We start from the raw sequence: 23,806 nt of genomic DNA, 5'->3' as shown, positions 1-23,806 counted from the left end.
CGGTGTCTTGCAATTGACACGTTATCAAAGCGCGGTTTCCGCTTCGGGTTCCGGGCGCTCTCCACGAAATCGGCGCATCCGGCGCTTTTTTTGGGCCGGGCCTGTGCCATAGTGCGCCCCGCAATCACGTTCGTAACGGATGATACCGGCCATGCCGTCTGGCGCCCCGCCCCGCTCCTCCATCGACATCGAATATACCAAGCTGTCCTCGCCCAGCGTCTTCCTGGTGCGGATGCTGGTCTTCCTGGTGCTGTGCACCCTGGTCGGCGTGGTGCTCTACAAGCAGATCATCCAGGCCTTTTTCGCCAATCCCGGGCTGAACGCCCTGATCGGCGGCGTCCTGTTCATCGGCATCATCCTGGCTTTCCGCCAGGTCATCCGGCTCTACCCTGAAGTGTCCTGGGTCAACAATTTCCGCATCGCCGATCCCGGCCTTGCCCCCGCCCGGCACCCGAAACTGCTGGCGCCGATGGCGATGATCCTGGGCGGCGAGCGCACCGGGCGGATGACCATCACCCAGACCACCATGCGGCATTTGCTCGATTCGATCGCGACCCGCCTGGACGAGGCCCGCGACATCTCCCGCTACATGACCGGCCTGCTCGTCTTCCTCGGCCTGCTCGGCACCTTCTGGGGCCTGATCGAGACGGTCGGCTCGGTCGGCAAGGTCATCGACGGGCTCAAGGTCGGCGGCGATTCCGGAGCGCTGTTCGACACGCTGAAGGAGGGCCTCGCCGCCCCGCTCGGCGGCATGGGCATCTCGTTCTCCAGCTCCCTGTTCGGCCTCGCCGGCTCGCTGATCCTCGGCTTCCTCGATCTGCAATCGAGCCAGGCGCAGAACCGCTTCTACACCGATCTCGAGGACTGGCTCGCGACCACCGTGCGCGAATATGGCCGCGGCGAGGTGCCTGTCGCCGCCGCCGGCGGCGGGGTTGCCAGCGGCGAGCTTCAGGCCGCTGTCGAGCGCCTGCGCTCCGTGCTCGAGGAAGGCAGCACCAGCCGCGGCACCACCGCGGCGATGGCGAGCCTTGCCGAAGCCATCCAGGCGCTGGTCTCGCACATGCGCACCGAGCAGCAGATGATCCGCGAATGGGCCGACGGCCAGGGCGAGCAGAACCGCGAGATCCGGCGCCTGCTGGAACGGATCGCGCGCCAGCCGGAAAAGGGTTAGCGACATGGCTCTCGCGCGCGGCCGCCGCAGCGATGGCGCCTTCAATTACTGGCCGGGCTTCGTCGACGCACTGTCGACGCTGGTGCTGTCGATCGTGTTCCTGCTGTCGGTGTTTCTCGTCGTGCAGTTCTTCCTGTCTCAGGAGGTGACCGGCAAGGACAAGGCGCTGGAGCAGCTCAACGCCAAGATCGCCCAGCTCAACGAGCTGCTGTCGCTGGAGAAGCTCGGCAAGCTCACGCTCGACGACCAGGTCTCGCAGCTGAGGGCCGGCCTGGCCTCGGCCGAGTCCGAGCGCGACCGCGTCAAGGGCCTCTATGAGGGCCTCGCGGCCGCCGGCAATGACGCGCAGGGCAAGACTACCGAGCTCGGCAAGGCGCTGGATTCCGAGAAAGCGGTCTCGGCGCGGGCGCTGGCGCAAATCGAGGTGCTGAACCAGCAGATCAGCGCGCTACGCCGGCAATTGGCGGCGCTGGAAGAGGCGCTCGATGCATCCGAGAAGCGCGACAAGGAATCGCAGAACCGGATCGCCGATCTCGGCTCCCGCCTGAATGTCGCGCTGGCGCAGCGCGTGCAGGAGTTATCGCGCTACCGCTCGGAATTCTTCGGCCGCCTGCGCGCCATCCTCGGCAACCGCCCCGACATCCGAATCGTCGGCGACCGCTTCGTGTTCCAGTCCGAAGTGTTCTTCGACACCGGCCAGGCGGTGCTGCTGCCCGAGGGCCGCGCCGAGCTCGACACCCTGGCAGCCGCGCTGATCGAGCTCGACAAGAAGATCCCGAGCGATATCCCCTGGGTGCTGCGCGTCGACGGCCACACCGACGTGCGGCCGGTGAGCGGCGCGAACTTCAAGTCGAACTGGGACCTCTCAGCCGCTCGTTCGATCTCGGTGGTGCAATATCTGATCTCGCTCGGCGTGCCCGCCCAGCGCCTCGTCGCCGCCGGCTTCGGCGAATTCCAGCCGCTCGACACCGGCAACACGGAAGAGGCCTACAAGCGCAACCGCCGCATCGAGCTGAAGCTAACGGAGCGGTAGTGAGCGGCGCCATCCACCTCCGCCCCTACCGCCCCGAGGACGAGACAGCCTCGATCGACCTCTGGCATCGCACCTGGCAAGAGGCCTATCCGCAGATCGATTTCGCCGCGCGGCTGGAATGGTGGCGCGAGCGCTGGCGCAAGGATCTGGTGCCGAAGGCCCAAATCGTGGTCGCCGAACAGGACGGCGTGCTGACCGGCTTCGTCACCATCGACGGCGAAGGTTATCTCGACCAGCTCGTGGTCGATCCCGCGCATTGGGGCTCGGACGCGGCACGGCTGCTGGTGGACGAGGCCAAGCGGCTGTCGCCGGCAGGCGTCACGCTGCTCGTCAACAAGGACAACGCCCGCGCCATCCGCTTCTACGAGCGCAACGGCTTTGCCCATGCCGGCGACGACGTGAACCCGACCTCGGGCCGGCCGGTGCTGAAGATGGTATGGCGGGCGTGAGGCCTGTCACGGTTGGATCCCGCAGCGCCGGTTAATCGTTGTCTCAGGCAGGGCCGATGGAGACGATCGATGAAGCTGAGCGAGCTGGCCAAGGGATCCTCGGTGATGCTGGGCGTCATCGTCGCCGGATATGTGTCGACGAGCTATGTCGACCAGCGCTTCGCGACATCAAGCGCCCCTGCGCAGACGAACGGCCCCGGACCATCGGCCTGCGTGGACGCGGACGGAAGCTGGAAGAACTGGCCGTGGCCAAACGTGCCGGCGCTGTCGCCGAAGTGCGCGCGATGAAACTGTAGAAGGCAGCGCCTCACGCCCCCTCGAACTGCAGCCTCGCCAGCCGTGCATAAAGCCCGTTCGCGGCCACGAGCTCGGCATGCGTGCCCTGCTCGACGATCTTGCCGTGCTCCATCACCAGGATGCGGTCGCAGGACAAGACGGTGGCGAGGCGATGCGCGATCACCAGCGTGGTGCGGTGGCGCATCAATTCTTCCAGCGCGGTCTGCACCAGCGTCTCGCTTTCGGCGTCGAGCGCGGAGGTGGCCTCGTCGAGCAGCAAGAGCGGCGCATCGCGCAAAATGGCGCGGGCGATCGCGATGCGCTGGCGCTGGCCGCCGGACAGCGTCACGCCGCGCTCGCCGAGCGGGGTGTCAAAACCTTCCGGCAGGCGGCGGATGAATTCGGCGGCGTGCGCGAGCTCGGCGGCACGCTCGACCTCGGCATCACCAGCATCGGGCCGGCCGAAGCGGATGTTCTCGCGCGCGCTCGCGGCGAACACGTTGGATTCCTGCGGCACCAGCGCGATACGGGAGCGGAAATCGCGGGGATCGGCTGACTTGACCGGCACGCCGTCGAGCGAGATCACGCCACCACGCGGATCGTAGAAGCGCAGCAGCAGATGGAAGATCGTGCTCTTGCCGGCGCCGGAGGGACCGACGATCGCGACCTTCTCGCCGGGCCGCACCGTGAACGACACGGCGTCGAGCACGTTGCCCTCGGGCCGCGCCGGATAGGCGAAGCTGACGCGGTCGAAACCGACCTCGCCGCGCGCCGGCACCGGCAGCGCGCGTGGAGAAGCAGGTGCCGCGATCTCGGGCTGCACGTGCAAGATCTCGAACAGGCGCTCGGCAGCGCCCGAGGCAGCCGAGACCTCGCCCCAGACCTCGCTGAGCTGGCCGAGGCCGGCGGCGGCAAAGGCGGCGTAGAGCACGAACTGGCCGAGCCGGCCCGGCGTGATGGCGCCGGTGAGCACGTCATGCGAGCCGATCCAGAGGATCGCCACCACGCTGGCGAACACGATGAAGATGATGATGGCGGTGAGCACGGCGCGAGCCTGGGTCGAGGTGCGCGCGGCCTCATAGGCCTGCTCGACCTCGCCGCCGAAACGCTTCTCGGCAAAGCTCTCGCTGGTATAGGCCTGCACGGTGCGGATCGCGCCGACCAGCTCGCCCGCATAGGCGGAGGCATCGGCGAGCGTGTCCTGCGCATTGCGCGACAGCCGGCGCACCCAGCGCCCGAACGCGACCAGCGGCAGCACGATCAGGGGTATCGCGAGCAGCACGAAGCCCGACAGCTTCGGGCTGGTGATCACCATCATCGCGGCCGCGCCGAAGAACATCATCAGATTGCGCAGCGCGATCGACACCGAGGCGCCGACGGCGGACTTGATCTGGGTGGTGTCGGCGGTGAGGCGCGAGATCAGCTCGCCGCTCCGCGCGGAATCGAAGAAGGACGGCGACAGCGACAACAGATGCGCGAACACGTCACGGCGCAAATCGGCGACGATGCGCTCGCCGATCGTCATCACGAGGTAGTAGCGCGCAGCGCTCGCCAGCGCGAGCACGGCGACGACAGCGATCATCACCGAGAAGTAGCTGTTGATCAGCTCGATGCCCTCGGGCGTCAGGCCGAAATCGATCATCCGGCGCACCGCGACCGGCACCAGCAGCGTGGTCAAGGCCGCGATCGTGAGCGCGACGAAGGCGAGCGCGGCCCGGCCGCGATAGCGGCTCACATAGGGCGCGAGCGCCAGCAGCGGCCGCAGCTTCGCCCGCCCTTTGGCGGGCTGCTCGATCAGCTCGGCCTCGATCGACGGGGCTTCCGGCGGCGCGGTGTCGCGCTCGTCGCGGTACTGGTCATCAAGCCGTTCCACTGCGCTCATGAGATCGGACCCAAGCAGACAATGCCCCCACATAGGCCGGTGCAGGGGGAGTGGCAAATCCGGGATGTCCCTTAGGGAACGGCCCGGTTCTCAAGTCCCCACAATGGCTTGTTTTAAGGGGGCCTGTGGGGTATAGAGCCGCCCAAATCCGTCATTCGCTAGCCACCCAGATAGGCGCCGGCGCGCCGAGGAATTGCCATGAAAGCCGAAATTCACCCGAATTATCATACGATTACGGTCGTGATGACCGACGGTTCCGAGTACCAGACCCGCTCCACCTGGGGCAAGGAAGGCGACAAGCTGCACCTCGACATCGACCCGAAGTCGCACCCGGCCTGGACCGGCGGCTCCCAGCAGCTGATGGACCGCGGCGGCCGCGTCTCGCGCTTCCAGAAGAAGTTTTCGGGCTTTCTCAAAAAGGATTGATCCGGCCCGCAAGGCTGGAGACGAAAAACGCCCCCGGAGAGCCGGGGGCGTTTTTGTTTGTGGGAGTTCTCGACCAAGGCCGAGGAATCGTAGGGTGGGCAAAGCGAAGCGTGCCCACGAATTCTTGCTACGATCCCGAAAGGCTGATGGTGGGCACGGCGCTGCGCGCCTTTGCCCACCCTACGGCACCTGTGATTACCGCTCGAACGCGGCCTTCAGCGCGTTGAGGTGCGGCACCAGCGGATTACCGATGGCGACGTGTTCGGTTGGCGGGGTGTGGATGGTGGTGTCGAGCCGGCGCACGCGGGTCTGCAGGCTCATCGAGCGATGGATCAGCTCCTGGAGCTGCGAGGGCAGCTTCTCGATGGTGTCGGACGGGCCGGGATCGGCGGCGGTGAGCTTGACCTTGGTCTTCTCGCGGTTGGCCTGCATCAACGTCATCTCGCCTTCCTTCACCGCGCGGTGCAGCAGCAGCCAGGAGGCGAGCTGCATCAGGCGGGTGGTGAGACGCATGCTTTCGGTGGCGTAAGTGAGGCTGACGGCGCGGTCGAGCGCCTTGGCCTCGACGCGGCCGGCGCCGTCGAGATAGGCGGCGGTCTCTTCGACGAGGTCCATGCCCTCGCGGAACAGCGCGCCGAACGCCGCAGAATTGGTGAAACGCTCGCTGAGTTGAACGAGAGCACCTTCAGCTTGCAAACGTTCCATGGTTAACGCCCCTTACGCAACTGTTTACCCGTCCGGCTTTGGCGCCGGATTATGATGAACAAATCATTGCGCGGGCGAGGCGCGGAGTCCAGCGACAAGCGCGGATATGGTTTCCGCGGGTCTTTCCTCGGAATTCAACCGGGAAGAGACTCTTGTGAGGCGCTTTCTTGACGCGAACCGGTACCCACCTCGCTCGAAGGCGCTTTGGCGCAAAAAAAGAGCCGCCGGAGACCGGCGGCTTTGAAAGTTGATAACAGGGAGGCGTCAAACAGAGTGGACAGGAGCCACTCGGTGTCCAAACGAGGACAGGTCCAGTCATAAACCCGAAAGCTTAATCGACCGTAAACGAGCTAATTTTTTGAGAGTTCGTTAGCCATGTCGGCCAGTGGCCGAGTGCGGTGCGGAACAAAACTCTCTCGTCGTCCCGGCCTAGTGCGCAATTGCGCACGGGGCCGGGACCCATAACCACAGGGTGGAGTTGTCGCGCGAGTTGGTAACTCCGAGTCATCGCCAAATGACTTGCACGGAGTATAGGTCCCGGCCTTCGCCGGGACGAACGGCGGTTGGTGTGGCGGCGACTTACGACTTGAAGAAACTGTTCGCCGCATCGCGCGAGGCGCGCTTCTTGGTGGCGGCTTCTTCCAGCCTGGCGATCTCGGTCTTAAGGAGAGCGACGCGCTCGGTCAGTTCCTCCACTGACAAGAGTGAGAGATCCTGTCCGATTTCGTGCGTGACCTTCTTGCGCGGGCGGTCGTCGTCTTCCATCGCCATGTCGTTCCTCCTGCGTTCGCGCCTGTCACACCGCTGAGGCGGTTGCCAGCCTGGGCCGCGCTGGCTAAGCAATGGCCTCGTTTCCTCCTGCACCTTTGCTCAAGGACACATCATGGACAAGCTGCCTGCGCAAATGACCGTGGTCGCCATCTCCAAGCCCGGCGGACCGGAGGTGCTGGTTCCTGAACAGCGCGCGCTGCCGCAGCCCGGTCCCGACGAGATCCTGGTCAAGGTCGAGGCTGCCGGCGTCAACCGGCCCGACGTGGCGCAGCGCTCCGGCGCCTATCCGCCGCCGCCCGGCGCCAGCGACCTGCCCGGCCTCGAGATCGCCGGTGAAGTGGTCGCCGTCGGCAGCAACGCCAAGCGGCACAAGATCGGCGACAAGGTGATGTCGCTCGTCGCCGGCGGCGGCTATGCGCAGTACTGCATCGCCCAGGACGCCCAGGCCATGAGCGTGCCGCCGGCACTGTCGATCAAGGAAGCCGGCGCGCTGCCGGAAACCCTGATGACGGTCTGGCACAACGTGTTCGAGCGCGGCGGGCTGAAGGCCGGCGAGACGCTGCTGATCCATGGCGGCTCCTCCGGCATCGGCACCATGGCAATCCAGCTTGCCAAGGCGTTCGGCGCAAAGGTGTTCGTCACCGTGGGATCGCAGGACAAGATCGACGCCTGCCTCAAGCTGGGTGCCGACCGCGCCATCAACTACAAGACGGAAGACTTCGTCACTGTCGTCAAGGAAGAGACTGGCAAGGCCGGCGTCAATCTGATCCTCGACATGGTCGCCGGCGACTATGTCGACCGCAACTATGATGCCGCCGCCGTCGACGGCCGCATCGTCCAGATCGCGACCCTCAACGGCCCCAAGGTCAGCGTCAACATCGCCAAGGTCATGGTCAAGCGCCTGACCCATACCGGCTCGACGCTGCGCCCCCGTAGTAATGCGGACAAGGCGGCGATGGTGGCCGCGATCGAACAGAAAGTGATGCCGCTCTTACGCGAAGGCCGCATCAAACCGGTGATGGACAGCACTTTCCCGCTGGAAAAGGCGGCGGACGCCCACCGACGCATGGAGACGAGCGCACATATTGGCAAAATTGTGTTGGAAGCCTAGGCCGCTGGCCCACAGGGCCAGCCGGAAACCCTTTGATTTTCCTCGCTTTCGTGGCATCTATCGCGACGCACCGAACCAATTCCGTCCGGTGTGAAATCGTCTTCCACCGAAGAGTTGCGTCGAACGCGGAGAACTGGCCTTGCGTCTGATCAGGTGCCTCGCGCCCATCGCGCTGGGCCTCATGATTCTTGTCGCCGCGTACCCTGCGCGCGCGCTCGACGCCGTCAGCGTCCGCAGTGACGCGCCCGCGATCGACCTCACCGGCGTGCTCGAGCATCAGCGCAGCGATGCCGACCGCATCCAGGTCTCGACCGCGCCCGGCACCGACGGCATCGTCCGCCGCATCGAGGTGCGCGCCCGCGAGGGCGGACAGAACTGGGTGGTGTTCGCGCTCGCCAACAACACCGACGACCAGCTCGACCGCCTGATCGTCGCGCCGCACTACCGCATCGTCTCGTCGGGATTGCTCTGGCCCGACCTCGGGCTGTCGCGCATCGCGACCATCACGCCGTCGATCGGCGACCGGCCCGAACGTCAGGAGAGCGCAACCGCGGACGTGTTCCGCATCACGCTCGATCCCGGCGCCGTCGTCACCTTCGTCGCGGAGCTGCGCACGGACAAGCTGCCGCAGCTCTATCTGTGGGAGCCCGAGTCCTACAAGGACAAGGTCAACTCGTTCACGCTCTACCAGGGCATCGTGATCGGCATCTCCGGCCTGCTGGCGCTGGTGCTGACGATCCTGTTCGTCGTCAAGGGCAGCATCATGTTCCCGGCCGCCGCGGCGCTGGCCTGGGCGGTGCTGGTCTATATCGGCGTCGATTTCGGCTTCTGGGGCAAGGTGCTCGACATGTCGAACAACGCCGAGCGCATCTGGCGCGCGGCGGGTGAAGCGATATTGGCGGCGACCCTGCTGGTGTTCCTGTTCGCCTATCTCAATCTCAGTCGATGGCATGTGCGCTATTCGCACATCACGGTGGGCTGGCTGGCGTTCCTCGGCTCCCTCGTCGCGCTCGCTTTGTTCGATCCGGCCGTCGCCTCCGGCATCGCGCGCATCTCGCTGGTGCTGATCGCCTTCGCCGGTTTCGCGCTGATCGTCTATCTCTCCACCCACGGCTTCGACCGCGCGGTGCTCTTGATCCCGACCTGGTTCCTCCTCGTGGTCTGGGTGGTCGCGGCCGGCATGACGGTGGCGGGCTCCGTCACCAACGACATCGTCGGCCCTGCCCTGCTCGGCGGCCTCGTGCTGATCGTGATGCTGATCGGCTTCACGGTGATGCAGCACGCCTTTGCCGGCGGCGGCGCCACCACCGGCGTCGTCTCCGACATCGAGCGCCGTGCGCTGGCGCTGGCCGGCTCCGGCGATCTGATCTGGGACTGGGACGTCTCCGCCGACAAGGTTTTCACCAGCCCCGAGACCGAGGCCCTGCTCGGCCTGAAGCGCGGTACGCTGGAAGGCCCGGCGGCCTCGTGGCTCGAGGTGCTGCATCCGCTCGACCAGGACCGTTTCCGCGCCGCGCTCGACAGCGTGCTCGACCAGCGCCGCGGCCGTCTGGTGCAGGATTTCCGCCTGCGCACCCCCGACGGTCACTTCATGTGGTTCGCGCTGAAGGCGCGCCCGGTGGTCGGCTCCGACGGCGAGGTCTCGCGCGTGGTCGGCACGCTCACCGACGTCACCGAGCTGCGCAACGCCGAGGAGCGCCTGCTGCACGATTCCGTGCATGACAACCTCACCGGCCTGCCCAATCGCAAGCTGTTCATGGACCGGCTCGGCGGGGTCGCAAACTTCGCCAAGACCATGCCGACGCTGCGGCCGACGCTGATGGTGATCGACCTCGACCGCTTCAAGCAGGTCAACGATTCCGTCGGGATTGCGGTCGGCGATTCCATCCTGCTGACGCTCGCCCGCCGCCTGACCCGCATCCTGAAGCCGCAGGACACGCTGGCGCGGCTCGCCGGCGACCAGTTCGGCCTGATCCTGCTGTCGGAGCAGGATCCGGCGCGGATCACCAATTTCGCCGAGACCATCCGCAAGACCATCCGCGCGCCGATCGCCTTCAACGATCGCGAGATCTTCCTGACGGCTTCGATCGGCCTTGCGCTCTCCGACCCGCAGACGCAGCTGACGGACGAGATCATCAAGGACGCCGAGCTTGCGATGTATCATTCCAAGCGCATCGGCGGCGACCGCATCGACGTCTACAAGCCGGCGATGCGCGCGCGAAAGACCGACCGCCTGACCCTGGAGAGCGAATTGCGCCGCGCTATCGAGCGGCAGGAGATCACGATCCTGTACCAGCCGATCGTGCGGCTGGAGGATCGCTCGGTCGCCGGCTTCGAAGCGCTGGCGCGCTGGGATCATCCGAAGCTCGGGCGCATGGCGCCCTCGGAGTTCATCGGCATTGCGGAAGAGACCGGTCTGATCGTCGACCTCGGCATGTTCGTGCTCGACCAGACCGCAAAGCAGCTTTCGGTGTGGCAGCGCGCGATGCGCTCGCGCGAGCCGATCTTCGCAAGCGTCAACGTCTCGTCGCGGCAGCTGCTGCGCCACGACCTCATCCACGACATCCGCACCGTGCTGTCGCGCTCCTCGGTGGCGCGCGGCACGCTCAAGCTGGAGCTGACGGAATCGCTGGTGATGGAGAACCCTGAGCACGCAGCTCAGATGCTGACGCGCATCCGCGAGCTCGGCACCGGCCTGTCGCTCGACGATTTCGGCACCGGCCATTCCTCGCTGGCCTATCTGCAGCGCTTCCCGTTCGACACCATCAAGATCGACCAGTCGTTCGTGCGCACCACCAACCGCGGCACCCGCCCGGTGATCCTGAAGTCGATCATCGCGCTGGCGCACGATCTCGGCATGGACGTCGTGGCCGAAGGCGCCGAGACCGATTCCGACGCGGTCGAGCTCTACCAGATGGGCTGCGAATACGCGCAAGGCTTTGCCTTCGGCGAGCCGATGGACGCGGATGCCGCGATGCGCCTTCTGACGGAAGTACGGCTGGAAGCGGCGAGCTGATCGCTCCCGCGAGTCCGGTATCGTAGGGTGGGCAAAGGCGCACTTGCGCCGTGCCCACCATCTCTCCACACATGCCGCGCCAAATGGTGGGCACGCTTCCGCCTTCGCTCTTCGAGCTACGGCGGACAAGTCGCTTTGCCCACCCTACGATTCTAACCGCCTCCCTCTCCCCTCCTTGAGGGGCCGCCCGCGAAGCCACGGGGTGAGGTGCCGGCGAGGCCGTGCTTGATCCAGATCAATGGGCCGCAGCTCAACCGCCGCGAAAAATGGCGCGCAGCATTCGATCCAGAACGGTTTCGTCATCGAGGTCGTTGGGCTCGCCACTGTCGTTCTCGACGTGCCCACACACGTCAAGCGCAACGGCTGGAATGAGCAGACCAAGCGCCTCCTTCTCAGGAGTTACGGATGACCCGGCACCTTTTCTACGCGATCACCCTCATAGGCACCGGAATGTTCCTCGCCTCCTCGGCCGAAGCAGTGACGGCTGCACGATGCGAGGATCGAGGCGCAAACTGCATCGGCACATGTGCCGACTACACCGGCGGGGCCGGTGACGTTCGGGGCCGCCAGAACGTGTGCATGCGCGCCTGCGACCGGCAGACAACCAGATGTCTGATACGAGCACACGCCGACAACGAACGCTGGCTCCGTGAGCGCCAATGAAGGCCTTGGCTCGACACCCCGGCTAGCGGCGACCGTTCTCACGTTCGCGGTGGACCGCGCGTCCGCCTGATCTGGTACCGTAGGGTGGGCAAAGGCGCACTTGCGCCGTGCTCACCATCCAACCCTACCAGAGGTGGTGGGCACGCTCCGCTTTGCCCACCCTACGATACTGTCTCCGTAGCTCGTGCTTTAGCTCGGCTTGCGCCGCAGACTCCCGACCAACCAAATCCCCGCCAGTAACGAAATCGCCGCCAGACCGCCCCAGACCATTCCCGCCTGCTCGAGATAGACGTCCTGCGAGACCGGGTCGTAGCAGCGGCCGAGTTCGTTAAAACAGTCGCGCCAGCGCCAGTAGCGGGCCTCGAAGGCGAGCGCAAAGAGCACGCCCAGACCGATCAGAGCTGCGCCAAGAATACCCCTCAGCCAGCGCAGGATCATGCGGCGGCCTCACCTGCGCTGGGATTTCTGCTTCCTGAACCGCACGCTCGCTCCGTCCGGCATCCGTGTCGCCACGAATCCGGCGGCGAGGCAGGCCTCGCGTTGCGGCATCTGGATGTCGGGGCTGCGCAAACTGTCCCACCATGAGGCACGATTGGCCGCGCGCGGCAGCGCCGCACCGATGATCTCCTCGATCTGCTCGAAGGTCAGCACGAATTCCGCCTGCTTCTGCCGCAGCAGATAATCGCGCAACGCGTCGTAGTCGTTCACACTCGTCCTCTCGTCCGAAGCCCGGATCTCTTCACATGAGGCCTGCCGAAAATCGTTAGCCGCATCAACCGATTCTTAACTCATTGCGGCAGCGCCGTACCAGCTTAAACACTGCTCAAGGTTTAGGGCGCATCCATCAGGGTCGGGAGCAAACGATGCTGTCTGGATGGCGCGAAGTCATGGCCCGCCGGCCGTGGCGGATTTCGGCGAAGCTGCTGATCATCTCGTCCGTGGTGACGGTGATCGGCTTTTCCGCCATTTGCGTCAACGTCATGCTGGACATGCGCCGCGGCGAAGAGGCGCTGGCCCGCCAGACGCTGGAAAACCTTGCCACCACCATCGAATCCGACATCAGCCGCAACATCGAGATCTACGATCTGTCGCTGAAGGCGGTCGCCAGCAACATGCTGCTGCCGGAGCTCGCCACGGTCTCGACGCCGGTCCGGCACCTGATCCTGTTCGATCATGCGACGACGGCACGGCATTTCGGCGCCATCCAGGTCTATGACGCGGAGGGCAGGCTGACGATCGATGCATCCACGCTCGATCCGCCCTCCGAAAATCGCGCCGACGAGGACTATTTCACGGTCCACCGCGACAATCCCGGCGCCGGTCTCTTCATCAGCCGCCCGATGCTGTTCCGCGGCGCCTATTCGATCGTGCTGAGCCGGCGCATCAGCGACACCGACGGCGGCTTCATGGGCGTCGTCACCGGCTCGATCCGCTTCAGCTATTTCCACGAATTGTTCGAGCGCCTGAGCCTCGATCCCGAAGACACCATCACCGTGCTCAAGCGCGACCGCACCATCATGATGCGGCGGCCGTTCGACCTCGACGTGATCGGCAGGAACCTGAACGAGCGTCAGAGCTGGAAGGCGGACAATCTGCGCGCCGGCAGCTCCTATTCCGGCCAGGGCCCGGTCGATCCGACGCCGCGGCTCTATGCGCGCAGCGGCGACGGCGGACCGTTGTTTGTGGTGGCCGGCAAGCCTCTGAGCGCGGTGTTCGAGCTGTGGCGGAAGGAGGCCTATCGCATCGGCGCCGTGGTGCTGGCGCTGATCGTGTTCATGCTGGCATCGACGCTCGTGCTCGCGCGCGAGATCGGCCGGCGCGCCGAGGCCGAGCGCAAGCTCGAGGAGCTGGCGACGACGGATGCGCTCACTGGCCTGAAGAACCGCCGCAAGTTCGACACCGTCATCGACGTCGAATGGCGGCGCGCCATGCGCCAGAAGACACCGGTCGCGCTGCTGATGATCGATGCCGATCACTTCAAGGCCTACAACGACACCTTCGGTCATCAGGCCGGCGACCAGGTGCTGGTCGGCATCGCCATCTGCATTTCCGACTCGGTGCGGCGCGCCGGCGACTGCGCCGCGCGCTATGGCGGCGAGGAATTCGCGGTGCTGCTGCCGGACACCTCGGCCACTGAGGCCTTCAAGATCGCCGAGACGATCCGCCTCAAGGTGCAGGGCTGGTCCGACGACCAGGCGACGTCGACGGTGTCCTGCGGCATCGCCAGCCTCGTCCCCGCCGCCGGCATGGACTGGACAATCCTGGTCGCCGCCGCCGACAAGGCGCTCTACGCCGCCAAAGCCGGCGGCCGCAACCAGTCCGTGGTCGCGAGCCTGCCGAAGCTGTCGCTGGTGGCGTGAGGGACGGCGCCGCCGTCGTTGCGATGAGCAGCGCGCCAAATACTCGGCGTCGTCCTGGCGAAAGCCAGGACCCATTACCCCAGGAAGCAGTTTGGTGAAGACTTGCAGTTCGGTACAACTACCGACCGCAATCGATGGATCACGCGGTATGGGTCCTGGCTTTCGCCAGGACGACAGTGGGGCCTACTGCCCCAGATACTTCTTCATCTCCGCAATCAGACCGTCACGCAGCTCCGGCCGCTTCAGGCCGTAGGCGATGTTGGCGCGGAGGAAGCCGGGCTTGGAGCCGCAATCATGGCGCTCGCCCTCGAACTCGACGCCGTAGAACTTCTGCGACTTGGCGAGGCCGATCATGGCATCGGTGAGCTGGATCTCGCCGCCGGCGCCGCGCTCCTGCGTCTCCAGGATCTTGAAGATCTCCGGCTGCAGGATGTAACGGCCGGTGATCGAGAGGTTGGAGGGCGCGGTGCCCTTGGCCGGCTTCTCGACCATGCCATCGACCTCGAACATCTTGCCGGTACGCTTTCCGACGCCGCAGATGCCGTATTGATGGGTGAGATGGTCGGGCACCGCCTCGACCGCGATCAAATTGGATTTCTCGCCGAGCGTTGCGGCGGTCTCGATCATCTGCTTGAGGCAGCCGGGCGTGTTGAGCACGAGCTCGTCCGGCAGCACCACCGCGAACGGCTCGTTGCCGACGATGTCGCGCGCGCACCAGACCGCGTGGCCGAGGCCGAGCGGCGCCTGCTGGCGGGTGAAGCTGACGGCACCGGCGTCCGGCTGGTTCTGCGCCAGGATCTCCTGCTCGGCCTTCTTGCCGCGCGCGGCCAGCGTCGCGTCGAGTTCGAACATCTTGTCGAAATGATCTTCGATGACGTTTTTGTTGCGGCCGGTGACGAAGATGAAGTGCTCGATGCCGGCCTCCCTCGCCTCGTCATAGACGTATTGAATCAGCGGCTTGTCGACGATGGTCAGCATTTCCTTCGGCATCGCCTTGGTGGCGGGCAGGACGCGGGTGCCGAGGCCGGCGACGGGGAATACGGCTTTGCGAATTTTCATGGGATTGATCGAATACCTGAGGGCATGCGTGACGGGAGCAATGGCATCTTGCTAGCCTGTTTGCAGCCGCTAACAAAGGCGGATGTGGGGCCTCGCGCGTGCCGAGTTAAGAAAAAAGCAGCCACTAAAATTTCACCTTTGTTAAGCTATTGGCAACCGGTACTGGGCCTCCTGATGGCGGATTTTGGCCGGACGGGAAGGACATGATGCAATCAGTGGCAGCGCTGGCAAAACGTGCTGGATTTGTGAGCGGCGCAGGGTTGGTTGCGGCCGCCTTGCTGCTGCCGGCCAGTGTGAACGCCCAGTCGCAGAACGGACTGTCGAACCTGTTCGGCGGCATTTTCTCCGGCACGAATCCCGCGCCATCACAACCCGCGCCCGGCCCCGGCGGCGCGCAGCCCTGGAGCGGCGAGGACGGTGCCTCCGGCCATCCGCTGATGACGGCCGCCGCGATCCGCGAGGCCGCCGGCAATTTCGACAATTGCGTCGCGGGCATGTGGCCCGATGCCGCACGGCGCGGCATCACCCAGGACAACTTCCAGCGCTTCACCGCTGGGCTTGCGCCCGATCTGCGCATCATGGACCTGATGGACTCGCAGCCGGAGTTCACAAAATCGATCTGGGATTATCTCGACATCCTCGTGAACGACAATCGCCTCGCCAAGGGCCGCGAGGTGCTCGCCAAATACAAGGCGCAGTTCGACGCCACCGAAAAGGCCACCGGCGTCGACCGCTACATCATCGCCTCGATCTGGGGCATCGAGTCCAATTACTCGACGCAGATGGGCGACCGCAGCGTGCTGCAATCGACCGCGACGCTCGCCTGCATCGGCCGCCGCCAGGCTTATTTCAAGGACGAATTCCTCTCCGCACTGGAGATCCTCAACCGCGGCGATCTGCGCCCGGAGCAGATGCGCGGCTCCTGGGCCGGCGCCTTCGGCCCGACCCAGTTCATGCCGACCGCGTTCAAGCGCTTTGCGGTCGACGGCGACGGCGACGGACGGCGCGACGTCGTCGACAATCCCACCGACCTGATCGCGTCGACCGCCAACAACCTGAAGAAGGACGGCTGGCAGTCCGGCCAGACCTGGGGCTTCGAGGTCGTGGTGCCGCAAGGGTTCAACTACATGCTGGCCGACCGCGCCAAGGCGCAGACGATCGCGCAGTGGGAGAAGCTCGGGCTGAAGCGCCCGACCAACCAGCCCTTCCCGCACCCGGCGGAGAAAGCCTATCTGCTGGCGCCGGCGGGCGCGCAAGGCCCCGGCTTCCTGATGCTGCAGAACTACCGCGTCATCATGAAGTACAACCCGGCCGAGGCCTATGCGCTGGCGATCGGCCATTTCGCCGACCGCCTGCGTGGCGGGCAGCCCTTCGTGCAGCCCTGGCCGCGCCAGGAACGCGAGCTGTCCCGCACCGAGCGGCTGGAACTGCAGCAGCTTCTGGCCCAGCGCGGCTTCTACAAGGGCACTCCGGACGGCCAGTTCGGCGGCCAGACACGGGAGGCGCTCCGCAACTTCCAGGCCTCGATCGGGGTCCCCGCCGACGGTTTTGCCTCCTCCGACGTGCTGGACCGGCTGCGCGGGCGGTAAAATCGCGCCGAAAGTAACCCTGAACAGGGATTTTGCCCGGCGGCCTTGACGGGGGCGGCTGTTCCCCGGTGTATGGCGCCAGAATCCGTCAAAAATCTGCAACGGAATCTGCCCGTTTGGCGCCCGATTCCGTTATTATATCGAGCCTATTCCAGACCCATTGCGCGGCCGAGATCGCATGTCGAAGAAGTCCCTGTTCAAGGCGCTGACCGAGACCGGCCCGCTGATCGCGCTGGGGACGGCGCTTGCGATATTGGTCTCGGTCGCAGGGCCCGCTTCCGCACAGTTCTTCAACTTCCCCGGCTTCGGCGGCCCGCCGCAACGCTCGGCCCCGCCGCCGCGCCAGGGCGGAGGCGGCGGTGGATGGTTCGGCGGCGACTTCTTCGCGCCGTTCCAGCAGCAACAGCAGCAGGCCCCGCGCCAGGATTTTTCGCGCGCGCCGGCACCGGCCAAGCGCGACACCACGCCCGACAAGAACGTGCTGGTGATCGGCGACGCCATGGCCGACTGGCTCGCCTACGGCCTGGAAGATGCCTATAGCGAGCAGCCCGACATGGGCGTGATCCGCAAGCACAAGACGACGTCCGGCCTGATCAAGTACCAGCCGAAGGGCGAGCCCTCGGACTGGACGGCGGCGGCGAAGGGCATCCTCGAGACCGAGAAGCCCGACGTGATCGTCGTCATGCTCGGCCTCAACGATCGTATCGCGATCCGCGAGCCCGTCGCCGACAAGTCGGACAAGGACAAAGACAAGGACAAGAAGAACGACAAGGGCGCGCGCGCCAAGCAACCGGCTAAGCCCGGCGACGCCAAGCCCGACGCCGCCGCCAAGCCGGACGACAAGCCGGCCGATGCCGACCTGCCGCAGGATGACGCCGACAATGCCGACACGCCTGCGGCCGCGCCGGAAAAGACGGCGCGCAATCCGAACGGCCTCTACGAATTCCGCGACGAACGCTGGGTCGAGCTCTACACCAAGAAGGTCGAGGAGCTGGCCAACCTGCTCAAGGCCAAGGGCGTGCCGGTGCTCTGGGTCGGCCTGCCCGCGATCCGCGGACAGAAGGGAACGGCCGACATGCTGTTCCTGGATTCGCTCTATCGCGAGGGCGCGGCCAAGGCCGGCATCACCTATGTCGACGTCTGGGACGGCTTTGTCGACGAGGCCGGCCGCTTCCTGCAGAAGGGCCCGGACTTCGAAGGCCAGATCCGCCAGCTCCGCAGCTCCGACGGCGTCTACTTCACCAAGCCCGGCGCGCGAAAGCTCGCGCACTATGTCGAGCGCGAGATCACGCGCCTGCTGGCCGGGCGCTCCGGCCCGATCGCGCTGCCGAGCGAGCCTGCGACCCCCGACACCAGCGCCGAGCCCGGCAAGCCGGCGCCGCGTCCGCTGGCCGGCCCGATCGTGCCGCTGGTCGCGGCCTCGATCTCGACCGATCAATTGCTGGGCGGGCCGGGCTCGCGTCCCGCCGCCGTCGATGCGCTCGCTGCGAAGACGATGGTGAAGGGCGAGCCGCTGACGGCCCCCGCCGGCCGCGCCGACGATTATGCCTGGCCGCGCCGCGAGGTCGGCCGCGAGCAGGCCAAGGGCGATACGCCGATGGCGGCAACGACGCCCGACGGCAACGCCGCCTCTCCCACTGCATCGGGTGCGGCCGCTGCGATCGCCCCACCCAAGCTCGCGCCGAAGAAGCCGCCCGTCGCGCCACCGCAGCAGCCGGCGCAGGCCACGCCGTCGTTCCGGGATTTCTTTGGTTTCGGCTCGCCGCCGCCGGCGCCGCGTCAATTCGCACCCGCGCCCGGGCCGCGCAATCCGGCGCAGAACCCTGCGATCCCGCGGCCGCCGGCTAATGTCGGGCGATCGGCGGAAGTCCGGTAGTTGAATCTCGTGTCCCGGACGCGGCGCAGCACCTCTTGGTGATGCGACGCAGAGCCGGGACCCAACATCTACTTCAAAAAGAATGGGCCCCGGCTCTGCGCAGCAGCGCTTTAGCGCTGCAGCGCGTCCGGGGCACGAGAGATACGTGTTTGCGGCTATCAGCCGTAATAGCGCCAGCGCGGCGGCGGACGGCGGGCGGGGCGCGACATCAGAAGCGCGAGCGCAAATCCGATGCCGCCGGCAACGAGCAGCGCGCCGAGCGGGTTGTCCTGCACTTTCTTCGACAGCGCCTGCGTGCCGTCGCGGAAGGTGTCGCCACTGCTCTCATAGGCGTCCTTGGCGTAGCCCGTCGCGGTATCCGCGGCATCACGCACGGCATCCTTGGCCTGGCCGTAAAGATTCTGCACGGTGCCTGCAGCTTCGCGCGCCTTGCCCGACGCCTGCGTCTTGGCATCGCCCGCCATGTCTCCGACTGCGCCTTCCGCACGTCCGGCGAATTCCTTGGCTGATCCGACAATCCGATCCGTGTCCATGATGCTCCTCCTCGGGGGTCAGCCCAAGTAACCGATCAGGAGCGGCGCAGTTCCAAGTGTCGACGAAAGTGTAGCCCGGATGATCTACAAGATCAGCCCGCCATCGACGACCAGCGTCTGGCCGATGATGTAGGACGACAGCGGCGAGGCCAGGAACAAGGCTGCGCCCGCCATGTCGGCCGGCGTGCCCAGTCGCCGCAGTGGAATGCGCGACAGCGCCGCTTCGAGCCGCTTGGGATTGTCGGTCGTCACCTTCGTCATCTTGGTGTCGACGAGGCCGGGCGCGATGCCGTTGACGCGGATGCCGTCCTCGGCCCAGGCCTCGCCCAGCGTGCGCGTCAATCCGACCGCGCCGGTCTTCGAGGCGTTGTAGGCGGGATTGCCCATGGTGGAATGATAGGCCGCGGTCGAGGACACCATGATCAGCGCGCCCTTCGCATCCCGCAACATGGAATGAAACCGCGTCGCGCAGGCCATCAGGCTCATCAGGTTGACTTCGACAACCTTGCGGAATCCGCTCATCTCGAATTCGCCGCGGCGATAGATCACCGCGCCCTGCGCGAGCACGAGGATGTCGAGGCGATCGAACGACGGCTTGAACGCTTCGATCGCAGCGGCATTGCTGACATCGAGCTGCGCGTAAGCAAGACCGTTAAGATCGGAGCCCTCTTCAGCTGAATATTCCGTTGCGTGAGCACGCGTGCCGCAAACCGCAACAGCTGCGCCCCTGGCGCGAAAGGCTTGTGCGATGCCGTTGCCGATGCCGCTGGAACCACCGACGACCAGCACCTGCTTCCCTGAAAAATCCAGCTCGTTCGCCATCGCGGCCTCCCCTTTTGTTTTGCTTGTTTGACCTCTCTGCGGATCGATGCCAGCCTTGTCAATCATAACAACGAACAACACGCCGCGAGGAAACAGCATGTCCGAGTTCAAGCAGCTCAGCCGGTCCGTGAAGGGCCTGACCGTTCTCGTCACGGGCGCAGCGAGCGGCATGGGGCGTGCGACCGCGCACGTGTTCGCGGGCGAGGGCGCGAACGTCGCCGTCACCGATTATGACGAGCAAGGCGCGCATGCTGTCGCGAAGGAAATCACGGCCAGCGGCGGCGCGGCGAAGGCGTGGAAGCTCGACGTCGCCGACGGCGGCGAGATCAAGCGCGTGGTCGGGGATGTCGCCGCGCATTTCGGCGGCCTCGATATCGTCGTCAACAATGCCGGCATCTCCGTGCGTGTCGCGATCGACGACGAGACTTACGAGGACGCCTGGGCCAAAGGCATCGCCGTGATGCTGACGGCGCACCCCCGCATCATCCGCGCCGCGCTGCCGCATTTGCGCAAGTCGAAGAGCCCGCGCATCGTCAACATCGCTTCCACCGAGGCGCTCGGCGCCACCGCATTGCACAGCCCCTATTCGGCGGCGAAGGGCGGCGTCACGAGCCTCACCCGCTCGCTGGCGGTCGAGCTCGGCCGCGAGGGCATCACCGTCAACTGCATCTGCCCGGGCCCGATCCGCACCGCCATCACCGAGCGCATTTCCGAGGAGCACAAGACCATCTACGCCAAGCGCCGCACCGCACTCGGCCGTTACGGCGACCCCGAGGAGGTCGCGCATATGACGTTGAGCCTGTGCCTGCCGGCGGCGTCGTTCCTCACCGGCGCGGTGATCCCGGTCGATGGCGGCCTGATGGCGCGCAACGCGTAAGAGGCATGCGCGTCGCGCGTTGACAACTGCGAGTGCAGGAGTAGCTTTTTCACCGACAGAACGGGACCAACCGTTCGCGGCACGCGGGAGAGAACGTCATGACGATCGCCATCCGGCAGCTTCAAAAACATTTTGTCGGCGAGGTGTCCGGCCTCGATCTGCGCAAGCCCCTCACCGAGGCGGAGGCGCGCGAGGTCGAGGCTGCCATGGACAAATATGCGGTGCTTGTCTTCCACGACCAGGACATCACCGACGAGCAGCAGATGGCCTTCGCCCTCAACTTCGGCCAGCGCGAGGATGCACGCGGCGGCACCGTGACCAAGGAGAAGGATTACCGGCTGCAGTCCGGCCTGAACGACGTCTCCAATCTCGGCAAGGACGGCAAGCCGCTGGCGAAGGACAGCCGCGCACATCTGTTCAACCTCGGCAACTGCCTGTGGCATTCCGACAGCTCGTTCCGCCCGATTCCGGCAAAATTCTCGCTACTGTCGGCGCGGGTGGTGAATCCGAAGGGCGGCAACACCGAATTCGCAGACATGCGGGCGGCCTATGACGCGCTCGACGACGACACCAAGACGGAGATCGAGAACCTCGTCTGCGAACACTCGCTGATGTATTCGCGGGGATCGCTCGGCTTCACCGAATACACCGACGACGAGAAGGAGATGTTCAAGCCGGTGCTGCAACGGCTGGTGCGGACCCATCCCGTGCATCGCCGCAAGTCGCTCTATCTGTCATCACATACCGGCAAGGTGGTCGGCATGAGCGTGCCGGAGGGACGCCTGCTGCTGCGCGATCTGAATGAGCACGCGACGCAAGCAGAGTTCGTCTACGTCCATAAATGGAAGCTGCATGACCTTGTGATGTGGGACAACCGCCAGACCATGCACCGCGTCCGCCGCTACGACCAGTCGCAACCGCGCGACATGCGCAGGGCGACGGTCGCGGGGACCGAGCCGACGGTGCAGCAGCAGGCGGCGGAGTAGGCGCGGCATAGCAACGGGTGTCATCGCCCGGCTTGACCGGGCGATCCAGTACTCCGAGACGGTCGTGATAGAAACGATAGGCTGCGGCGTACTGGATGCCCCGGTCAAGCCGGGGCATGACAGCAGAGGGTGACTCGCGACAGCGGTGGATGCCGCGCCAGCTACGCGTGCCCGGCCTCGTTCGAGAGCATGCCGGGGTCGATGCCGATCTTGCGCAGGGCGCGGCCGTATTTCTCGTCGACGTCGTCGCCGAAGATCAGGTCGGTGTCCGCATCGCAATGCAGCCAGCCATTGCTCTGGATCTCGGTCTCGAGCTGGCCCGGCGCCCAGCCGGCGTAGCCGAGCGCGAGGATGGCGTGCTTGGGGCCGGAGCCATTGGCGATCGCGCGCAGGATGTCGACGGTCGCGGTGAGGCAGACGCCGTCATCGATCCGCAGCGTCGCGTTCTCGATGTAGAAGTCGCTGGAATGCAGCACGAAGCCGCGGCCGGTATCGACCGGCCCGCCGCGCAGCACCTTCATGCTTTCGGCATTCTCCGGCAGCTTGATGTGCTCGCCCTTCTTGATGATGCCGAGCTGCTGCAACAGCTCGGGGAAGTCGATGCTGCCGGCGGGATGGTTGACGATGATGCCCATGGCGCCTTCCGCCGAATGAGCGCAGAGATAGATCACCGAGCGCTCGAAGCGGGGATCGCCCATCACGGGCATCGCGATCAGGAGGCGGCCGTCGAGATAGCCGGCTGAATTGGGAGGCGTGGGGCCCGCGTTGCGGGTGCTTTCGCCCGTCCTCTTGCCAGTGGGAGCCATCGGTGAAGCACTCCGGTTTCAATTCCTATCCTGATGTCGGACCTAGCCGCTGTCAAATCAAGGCTTGCAGAGATTAGATTCGAGTGCATCCATCACAAGCAATTCAATGGTTTGCCCCAGGGCGACCCTGTAAAGACGTGCCATGCTCACACAAGTTCCCCCGCGTGCGGCGATCGGCGTCGCGACAGCCCTGTTCGCGTCAGCGCTGGCCATCACCGCCTATGCCGACGACGCCTCGCCGTGGCAGCGCGACGGACATTCCGCGGTGCGGCTGCTGGCGGGATCGCGCAGTGGCGCCGTGCTGCTCGGCGGTATCGCCTTCCAGCTCCAGCCGGGCTGGAAGACCTATTGGCGCATGCCCGGCGATTCCGGCGTTCCGCCGCGGTTCGACTTCTCGAAATCCGATAATGTCGAAGCGGTGACGGTGATGTGGCCGGCGCCGCTGAAGTTCGACGACGGCGCCGGCGGCCACTCGATCGGCTATCACGACCAGATCGTGTTGCCGCTGCGCATCGTCGCCAAGTCGGCCGACAAGCCGGTGACGCTGCGCGCCGAGATCAACTACGCCGTGTGCGAGAAACTCTGCATTCCCGTCGAGGCCAATGCCGAGCTCGGCTTCAACAGCGTCGCCTCGACCGAAGACGCGAATTTGCGTGCGGCGCTCGACACCGTGCCGAAGCCCGCCACGATCGGCGATCCCAATCCGCTCACCATTCGCGACGTCAAGCGCGACGGCCCCAAGAACGTGGTGGTCGACGTGGTCGTGCCCGACGGCCGCAACGTCAATCTGTACGTGGAAGGGCCGACGCCCGACTGGGCATTGCCGATCCCGGCGCCGGTCGCGCACAGCGCGCCCGGAGTGAAGCGCTTCACGTTCGAGCTCGACGGGTTGCCGCCGGGCGCCAAGCCCGAGGGGGCCGCGCTGAAGTTCACGCTGGTCGGGCCCGAGAAGTCGTACGAGTTCAATACGAATCTGGAATGATGTTTCCCGATCGTCCCGGCTCCCGTGCAACATTGCACACGAGAACGTGTAATCGAGAAGGCGCAGACGTCAGCCTCTGACGCTCAAGCGGAAATCTTACGATCAGCCAGAGCATTACCGTTCCTAGACCCAGAGCAGTCCCAATTTTGGCGATGCCGAAGCAGCATGGTCAGGCTCGCAAGCGTCGTATAGGCTCCGCCAAACGTGGCATTCAGCGCCACGTCAAACCACAAGGAGCAAGCCATGATGAATCCAAGGATTCTTGGCGCGGCCGTGGTTGCGGCAGCCGCCTTGTTCAGTTCTGCTGCACCAGCGCAGTGGGCCCAATCCAATCCGGACCTCTGCCAAGCTGAATTCGCCAACTGCACGGGTCTTGGGACCGGCAGTCCCCCCACCAGCCCTCGGTATCGGCA

The 23,806-nt window shown here is 65.6% G+C and carries 23 protein-coding genes; 14 read left to right on the top strand and 9 right to left on the bottom strand.

Features of this window, described 5'->3' with window-relative positions; genetic code table 11:
* Window positions 1–151: 151 nt before the first annotated feature.
* From JQ603_RS29490 to JQ603_RS29475, 4 genes are all read left to right on the top strand, one after another.
* Entirely contained in the window at window positions 152–1,171 is a 1,020-nt protein-coding gene (locus JQ603_RS29490; RefSeq protein WP_212344786.1) for a flagellar motor protein MotA, read from the top strand.
* A gap of 4 nt (window positions 1,172–1,175) precedes the next feature.
* The gene (locus JQ603_RS29485; protein ID WP_212344783.1) at window positions 1,176–2,204 is read left to right on the top strand and encodes a peptidoglycan -binding protein; all 1,029 of its coding nucleotides are present in this window, start codon (window positions 1,176–1,178) and stop codon (window positions 2,202–2,204) included.
* Window positions 2,204–2,653, top strand: a complete 450-nt coding sequence (locus tag JQ603_RS29480; RefSeq protein WP_212344781.1) for a GNAT family N-acetyltransferase — start codon at window positions 2,204–2,206, stop codon at window positions 2,651–2,653. The genes JQ603_RS29485 and JQ603_RS29480 overlap by 1 nt, the downstream gene beginning before the upstream one ends.
* A gap of 69 nt (window positions 2,654–2,722) precedes the next feature.
* On the top strand, window positions 2,723–2,941 hold the full coding sequence (locus tag JQ603_RS29475) for a hypothetical protein (RefSeq protein WP_212344778.1): 219 nt from the start codon (window positions 2,723–2,725) through the stop codon (window positions 2,939–2,941).
* 19 nt (window positions 2,942–2,960) lie between these two features.
* Here JQ603_RS29475 and JQ603_RS29470 read toward each other — a convergent pair whose 3' ends face one another.
* Window positions 2,961–4,811 carry an ABC transporter ATP-binding protein/permease gene (locus JQ603_RS29470; protein ID WP_212344775.1) on the bottom strand — a complete coding sequence of 617 codons (1,851 nt, stop codon included), beginning with the start codon at window positions 4,809–4,811 and terminating at the stop codon, window positions 2,961–2,963.
* Window positions 4,812–5,009: 198 nt separating this feature from the next.
* On the opposite strand from JQ603_RS29470, the gene rpmE reads away from it, so the two are divergent.
* Window positions 5,010–5,237 (top strand): 50S ribosomal protein L31, encoded by a 228-nt coding sequence (gene rpmE / locus JQ603_RS29465; RefSeq protein ID WP_018646677.1) that lies wholly within the window; start codon window positions 5,010–5,012, stop codon window positions 5,235–5,237.
* 195 nt (window positions 5,238–5,432) lie between these two features.
* On the opposite strand, the gene JQ603_RS29460 is transcribed toward rpmE, so the two are convergent.
* Window positions 5,433–5,942: a DUF1465 family protein gene (locus JQ603_RS29460; RefSeq protein ID WP_212344772.1), complete on the bottom strand. Its 510-nt coding sequence runs from the start codon at window positions 5,940–5,942 to the stop codon at window positions 5,433–5,435.
* Window positions 5,943–6,521: 579 nt separating this feature from the next.
* Window positions 6,522–6,713: a DUF1192 domain-containing protein gene (locus JQ603_RS29455; RefSeq protein ID WP_183250227.1), complete on the bottom strand. Its 192-nt coding sequence runs from the start codon at window positions 6,711–6,713 to the stop codon at window positions 6,522–6,524.
* A gap of 112 nt (window positions 6,714–6,825) precedes the next feature.
* Here JQ603_RS29455 and JQ603_RS29450 point away from each other — a divergent pair, with 112 nt between their 5' ends.
* The 3 genes from JQ603_RS29450 to JQ603_RS29440 all read left to right on the top strand — a co-directional run bounded on the left by JQ603_RS29450 (window position 6,826) and on the right by JQ603_RS29440 (window position 11,249).
* Window positions 6,826–7,824 carry an NAD(P)H-quinone oxidoreductase gene (locus tag JQ603_RS29450; protein WP_212344769.1) on the top strand — a complete coding sequence of 333 codons (999 nt, stop codon included), beginning with the start codon at window positions 6,826–6,828 and terminating at the stop codon, window positions 7,822–7,824.
* A gap of 139 nt (window positions 7,825–7,963) precedes the next feature.
* Window positions 7,964–10,840, top strand: coding sequence for an EAL domain-containing protein (locus JQ603_RS29445; protein WP_212344766.1), 2,877 nt, complete (start codon window positions 7,964–7,966; stop codon window positions 10,838–10,840).
* A 238-nt stretch (window positions 10,841–11,078) separates the two neighbouring features.
* On the top strand, window positions 11,079–11,249 hold the full coding sequence (locus tag JQ603_RS29440) for a hypothetical protein (RefSeq protein ID WP_212344764.1): 171 nt from the start codon (window positions 11,079–11,081) through the stop codon (window positions 11,247–11,249).
* Between the two features lie 443 nt (window positions 11,250–11,692).
* Here the strand turns inward: JQ603_RS29440 and JQ603_RS29435 are convergent, their stop codons facing one another.
* Together JQ603_RS29435 and JQ603_RS29430 are read right to left on the bottom strand one after the other, a co-directional pair.
* The gene (locus JQ603_RS29435; RefSeq protein ID WP_212344760.1) at window positions 11,693–11,941 is read right to left on the bottom strand and encodes a hypothetical protein; all 249 of its coding nucleotides are present in this window, start codon (window positions 11,939–11,941) and stop codon (window positions 11,693–11,695) included.
* Between the two features lie 9 nt (window positions 11,942–11,950).
* Complete coding sequence (locus JQ603_RS29430; RefSeq protein ID WP_212344757.1) at window positions 11,951–12,211, bottom strand: DUF7662 domain-containing protein; 261 nt, start codon at window positions 12,209–12,211, stop codon at window positions 11,951–11,953.
* 155 nt (window positions 12,212–12,366) lie between these two features.
* Between JQ603_RS29430 and JQ603_RS29425 the strand changes: the two genes are divergently transcribed.
* On the top strand, window positions 12,367–13,863 hold the full coding sequence (locus JQ603_RS29425; protein WP_212344754.1) for a sensor domain-containing diguanylate cyclase: 1,497 nt from the start codon (window positions 12,367–12,369) through the stop codon (window positions 13,861–13,863).
* Between the two features lie 183 nt (window positions 13,864–14,046).
* Here JQ603_RS29425 and JQ603_RS29420 read toward each other — a convergent pair whose 3' ends face one another.
* Window positions 14,047–14,922: a UTP--glucose-1-phosphate uridylyltransferase gene (locus tag JQ603_RS29420; RefSeq protein ID WP_212344751.1), complete on the bottom strand. Its 876-nt coding sequence runs from the start codon at window positions 14,920–14,922 to the stop codon at window positions 14,047–14,049.
* Window positions 14,923–15,125: 203 nt separating this feature from the next.
* Between JQ603_RS29420 and JQ603_RS29415 the strand changes: the two genes are divergently transcribed.
* Window positions 15,126–16,511, top strand: a complete 1,386-nt coding sequence (locus JQ603_RS29415) for a lytic murein transglycosylase (protein WP_212344748.1) — start codon at window positions 15,126–15,128, stop codon at window positions 16,509–16,511.
* Window positions 16,512–16,689: 178 nt separating this feature from the next.
* Window positions 16,690–18,387, top strand: a complete 1,698-nt coding sequence (locus JQ603_RS29410) for an SGNH/GDSL hydrolase family protein (RefSeq protein WP_212344745.1) — start codon at window positions 16,690–16,692, stop codon at window positions 18,385–18,387.
* 158 nt (window positions 18,388–18,545) lie between these two features.
* Here the strand turns inward: JQ603_RS29410 and JQ603_RS29405 are convergent, their stop codons facing one another.
* Together JQ603_RS29405 and JQ603_RS29400 are read right to left on the bottom strand one after the other, a co-directional pair.
* On the bottom strand, window positions 18,546–18,920 hold the full coding sequence (locus tag JQ603_RS29405) for a CsbD family protein (RefSeq protein WP_212344742.1): 375 nt from the start codon (window positions 18,918–18,920) through the stop codon (window positions 18,546–18,548).
* A gap of 84 nt (window positions 18,921–19,004) precedes the next feature.
* On the bottom strand, window positions 19,005–19,742 hold the full coding sequence (locus JQ603_RS29400; protein ID WP_212344739.1) for an SDR family NAD(P)-dependent oxidoreductase: 738 nt from the start codon (window positions 19,740–19,742) through the stop codon (window positions 19,005–19,007).
* Window positions 19,743–19,839: 97 nt separating this feature from the next.
* Between JQ603_RS29400 and JQ603_RS29395 the strand changes: the two genes are divergently transcribed.
* Together JQ603_RS29395 and JQ603_RS29390 are read left to right on the top strand one after the other, a co-directional pair.
* The gene (locus tag JQ603_RS29395; protein ID WP_212344737.1) at window positions 19,840–20,619 is read left to right on the top strand and encodes an SDR family NAD(P)-dependent oxidoreductase; all 780 of its coding nucleotides are present in this window, start codon (window positions 19,840–19,842) and stop codon (window positions 20,617–20,619) included.
* Window positions 20,620–20,717: 98 nt separating this feature from the next.
* Window positions 20,718–21,605: a TauD/TfdA dioxygenase family protein gene (locus tag JQ603_RS29390; protein WP_212344734.1), complete on the top strand. Its 888-nt coding sequence runs from the start codon at window positions 20,718–20,720 to the stop codon at window positions 21,603–21,605.
* Window positions 21,606–21,766: 161 nt separating this feature from the next.
* Here the strand turns inward: JQ603_RS29390 and JQ603_RS29385 are convergent, their stop codons facing one another.
* On the bottom strand, window positions 21,767–22,411 hold the full coding sequence (locus JQ603_RS29385) for a YqgE/AlgH family protein (protein ID WP_212344731.1): 645 nt from the start codon (window positions 22,409–22,411) through the stop codon (window positions 21,767–21,769).
* Window positions 22,412–22,553: 142 nt separating this feature from the next.
* Between JQ603_RS29385 and JQ603_RS29380 the strand changes: the two genes are divergently transcribed.
* Window positions 22,554–23,393, top strand: a complete 840-nt coding sequence (locus tag JQ603_RS29380) for a protein-disulfide reductase DsbD domain-containing protein (protein ID WP_212344728.1) — start codon at window positions 22,554–22,556, stop codon at window positions 23,391–23,393.
* Window positions 23,394–23,806: the final 413 nt, after the last annotated feature.

The organism is Bradyrhizobium liaoningense (assembly GCF_018130825.1).
Taxonomy (GTDB): Bacteria; Pseudomonadota; Alphaproteobacteria; order Rhizobiales; family Xanthobacteraceae; genus Bradyrhizobium; species Bradyrhizobium liaoningense_B.
Note: the sequence above shows the minus strand (reverse complement) of the source record. Positions and strands in the feature narration are given on the sequence as shown.

Bases quoted from the DNA above. Each gene is read 5' to 3' on its own strand.
- JQ603_RS29485 (WP_212344783.1), top strand. From the start codon at position 1,176: ATGGCTCTCGCGCGCGGCCGCCGCAGCGATGGCGCCTTCAATTACTGG.
- JQ603_RS29395 (WP_212344737.1), top strand. From the start codon at position 19,840: ATGTCCGAGTTCAAGCAGCTCAGCCGGTCCGTGAAGGGCCTGACCGTT.
- JQ603_RS29435 (WP_212344760.1), bottom strand. From the start codon at position 11,941: ATGATCCTGCGCTGGCTGAGGGGTATTCTTGGCGCAGCTCTGATCGGT.
- JQ603_RS29455 (WP_183250227.1), bottom strand. From the start codon at position 6,713: ATGGCGATGGAAGACGACGACCGCCCGCGCAAGAAGGTCACGCACGAA.
- JQ603_RS29385 (WP_212344731.1), bottom strand. From the start codon at position 22,411: ATGGCTCCCACTGGCAAGAGGACGGGCGAAAGCACCCGCAACGCGGGC.
- JQ603_RS29475 (WP_212344778.1), top strand. From the start codon at position 2,723: ATGAAGCTGAGCGAGCTGGCCAAGGGATCCTCGGTGATGCTGGGCGTC.
- JQ603_RS29390 (WP_212344734.1), top strand. From the start codon at position 20,718: ATGACGATCGCCATCCGGCAGCTTCAAAAACATTTTGTCGGCGAGGTG.
- JQ603_RS29410 (WP_212344745.1), top strand. From the start codon at position 16,690: ATGTCGAAGAAGTCCCTGTTCAAGGCGCTGACCGAGACCGGCCCGCTG.
- JQ603_RS29400 (WP_212344739.1), bottom strand. From the start codon at position 19,742: ATGGCGAACGAGCTGGATTTTTCAGGGAAGCAGGTGCTGGTCGTCGGT.
- JQ603_RS29490 (WP_212344786.1), top strand. From the start codon at position 152: ATGCCGTCTGGCGCCCCGCCCCGCTCCTCCATCGACATCGAATATACC.
- JQ603_RS29405 (WP_212344742.1), bottom strand. From the start codon at position 18,920: ATGGACACGGATCGGATTGTCGGATCAGCCAAGGAATTCGCCGGACGT.
- JQ603_RS29440 (WP_212344764.1), top strand. From the start codon at position 11,079: ATGGGCCGCAGCTCAACCGCCGCGAAAAATGGCGCGCAGCATTCGATC.
- rpmE (WP_018646677.1), top strand. From the start codon at position 5,010: ATGAAAGCCGAAATTCACCCGAATTATCATACGATTACGGTCGTGATG.
- JQ603_RS29420 (WP_212344751.1), bottom strand. From the start codon at position 14,922: ATGAAAATTCGCAAAGCCGTATTCCCCGTCGCCGGCCTCGGCACCCGC.
- JQ603_RS29425 (WP_212344754.1), top strand. From the start codon at position 12,367: ATGCTGTCTGGATGGCGCGAAGTCATGGCCCGCCGGCCGTGGCGGATT.
- JQ603_RS29380 (WP_212344728.1), top strand. From the start codon at position 22,554: ATGCTCACACAAGTTCCCCCGCGTGCGGCGATCGGCGTCGCGACAGCC.
- JQ603_RS29470 (WP_212344775.1), bottom strand. From the start codon at position 4,811: ATGAGCGCAGTGGAACGGCTTGATGACCAGTACCGCGACGAGCGCGAC.
- JQ603_RS29460 (WP_212344772.1), bottom strand. From the start codon at position 5,942: ATGGAACGTTTGCAAGCTGAAGGTGCTCTCGTTCAACTCAGCGAGCGT.
- JQ603_RS29415 (WP_212344748.1), top strand. From the start codon at position 15,126: ATGATGCAATCAGTGGCAGCGCTGGCAAAACGTGCTGGATTTGTGAGC.
- JQ603_RS29450 (WP_212344769.1), top strand. From the start codon at position 6,826: ATGGACAAGCTGCCTGCGCAAATGACCGTGGTCGCCATCTCCAAGCCC.